This window comes from Rhizobium sp. P1_E6 (genome assembly GCF_056405875.1).
In genome coordinates, this window is record NZ_JBFUBG010000223.1 from 1 (window position 1) to 2,524 (window position 2,524).

General features: G+C 56.9%; 3 protein-coding genes. 1 reads left to right on the plus strand and 2 read right to left on the minus strand.

Annotation, left to right across the window (positions count from 1 at the left end):
- Positions 1 to 244: 244 nt before the first annotated feature.
- Positions 245 to 883, minus strand: a complete 639-nt coding sequence (locus AC1D35_RS35565; protein WP_477942658.1) for a hypothetical protein — start codon at positions 881 to 883, stop codon at positions 245 to 247.
- Positions 880 to 1,071, minus strand: a complete 192-nt coding sequence (locus AC1D35_RS35570) for a hypothetical protein (RefSeq protein WP_477942660.1) — start codon at positions 1,069 to 1,071, stop codon at positions 880 to 882. Before AC1D35_RS35570 ends, AC1D35_RS35565 begins: the two co-directional genes overlap by 4 nt.
- A 696-nt stretch (positions 1,072 to 1,767) precedes the next feature.
- Here AC1D35_RS35570 and AC1D35_RS35575 point away from each other — a divergent pair.
- Entirely contained in the window at positions 1,768 to 2,505 is a 738-nt protein-coding gene (locus AC1D35_RS35575) for a hypothetical protein (RefSeq protein ID WP_064655612.1), read from the plus strand.
- Positions 2,506 to 2,524 lie beyond the last annotated feature (19 nt).

Sequence of the window (2,524 nt, forward strand, 5' to 3'; positions counted from 1 at the left end):
GTCGCGCACCATCGTATAAGCCTGGAGGGCGGAAGCCCGCAGCCGGTCCTCCAGATCCAGAAGAAGGCTCTTGAACAAGGCCGGCGGGAACCGTCTTTTGATAAGCTGTTCCAAAGTACACTCCGAATCGGATTGCAAAATACAGGAAATACATACCGAAAAATTGCGTAAAGAACAAGTGATGCAGGATCGGGCATCATCCCTCCGTCCGGCAGATCGCGTGCGGCGGCCGGCCGGGCAACGCTTAGCGCGCCGGGATCATATGGCGTGCAGCACGGATAATGGTCGACGGCACGCGCACATACTGGGCGGCACCGAGGTCGTGATCATAGTCACCAAAATGGAATTGCAGACCGTTCAGAATGCGCTCGCAGGCTTCGACGATCTTCTTACGATCCTTGATCGGATTGCTGTGGAAGAGTTCGTTGCGCGTATCCTTGATAACGCGCAACGTGTTGTTGAACACGGTCTTGTCAAAGGTAAAGCCAAGCTCCGCGTCTGGCGCAAACATGCCACGGACAAGCGGCCAGTCCCCTTGCATGATCGACCAGAGGTCACCCAGCGTCAGGCAATAGTAGAACTCGTCGGTCTTGTTGCTACCCGTGATGCTGCTAATGTGCTGGGGGCTGGTCATGGTGTCGAAGACCCGCCATACCGCCTTTACGAAGCCGGGATTGACCTGCGTTCCCAGGATGACTGGGAAGGACCTATAGGTCTGCCCGTTCTGCCTGGCATTGCGGATCRGGGTCCACCAGTCCATCCGGCCGAAGCGCTCCTCCAGATAGTCTGCCAGTACCGATCGCAGGGCGTTCTCGACGGCGAAGACGAAGGGATAGATCGAGGAGAACTCCTTGACCTTGCGGGTATAGATCCTGTGGATCACCAGCCTCTGGGTATCTGCTGCAGGGCCTTGACCTGGACACCCTCGCGGATGCTGTCGCGCAGGAGGGTCGGATTGAGGGTGCGCATGTCTGCCTTGTGGTGGTCGACCTGCTGAGGTGTCGGGACGAAGGTCAGGTATTCACCCAGGAGCTGCGATGTCGGCACATGCCGCTTGGTGATGCTGGACACCTGGTCCCCCTTGCAATGCGAGTCTCTACACCCTATAACATAGTCACTCGCTGAGTGGCGGCACAATGGTGTTGCGAGCCCATGGCCCTACCATGGCACTTGGAGAGTCTAAACGGAATTTGGCTGGGCGTGGTCTTCATCGACTGCGCCTTTAGTCATTTAAGGGGTTGGCTACGTCCCTCCTCCTCTACCCTTCCCTATGGACCCGCGAGTCCTTGTGGTCCCGCTCATGTGGACGCCCCGCAGGTTGCGCCTGAAGCCAGTCGCCTTCGTCCGCGGACTGCGATCACCGGGAGATCGTCCCTGACGCCAAAAGAGCCGGCGGGCTCAGCGACGCGCCGAAATGGAATACGCGCAGCGGCTACGGTTCTATCAAAGCCGACGGCGTCCCTTTCGATCCTAGCCATTTCCGGTACTTTTCCTCGGTAAGAAAGGGGATGTCCACAATGAAAGGGATACGACAACGAGGTGTGGCGGATGAGTTGGAATGTCCGCCGTTGTGCAAAGTCGAAATGTCCTTTTGGTCGCCACACGGCATGCCAATCAGCCCCGATCTGACCGGCTGATCCGGTTGCAAGATCAGATCGGGGCGGGTGGGACACACCCCTTCGGCTTTAGCTTTCTCAGTGGCAATTGTTCCGTCGCCGGTTGTACTATTGGCAGCCGTCTGTTGCAGGGTAGGGATCAAGCCGCACGATGCTTCCGGAAATTAAGCTGCAGGGTGACGTCGATGTCGCCGCGCTGTCACCACTTCTTCGCGGGATGATCCTTTCGGCTTCCTATGCCGACAGTCAGGGCGGCATCGGGTTGACAGCGACCGGCGCCATGAACCGCAAGTTCGTGCATTGGGCCGCTGTTCACTTCCAGTGGCCCGACTACACGTCGGAAGACCTCTACAGCATGAACAAGGTTCTTAATGAAAGCGACATGCCGCCGCTTTGGGTCGTCCGCAGCATGCTTGCTCATCTAAAACTTCTTCGCAAAAAGAAAGACCTTTTGCTTCCTACAAAACGATGCCGGGAGTTTCTTGCTAGGCCCCAGGCTTATTTTGACCTGATCGCCACGGACTATCTTTATTCCTACATCCATGACGGCCAGACGCTCGAGGAGGTGCGTGAACGAATGCGTTTGTGGCACGTATTCCTCAATCTTATCAATATCAAAGCTAGGCTGGGATGTTCGGTGAACGACTTGCTGAGCGTCCTTTATCCAAGCCTCTTGTCTCAGCCGGAAGCAGCAATGTCAGCAGAAGTCTGGACGTTGGGATCGGAGCTTCGCTACGGTGTCATTCGTCCCTTGTGCTGGCTGGGACTGCTTCACGAAGACCGCGATGGACTGACCATCCTTCAAGATGGGATGTACCACAAGACACCGCTTTGGGCGGCCTGCCTGCAACTCGAATCCGACATGCAAAGCGACATCGCCATGCATTGAGGAACGCCCGGTCATTCCG

What these genes read in the sequence shown, in the direction of transcription:
- AC1D35_RS35575 (WP_064655612.1), top strand. Translation starts at nt 1,768, where the DNA reads ATGCTTCCGGAAATTAAGCTGCAGGGTGACGTCGATGTCGCCGCGCTG.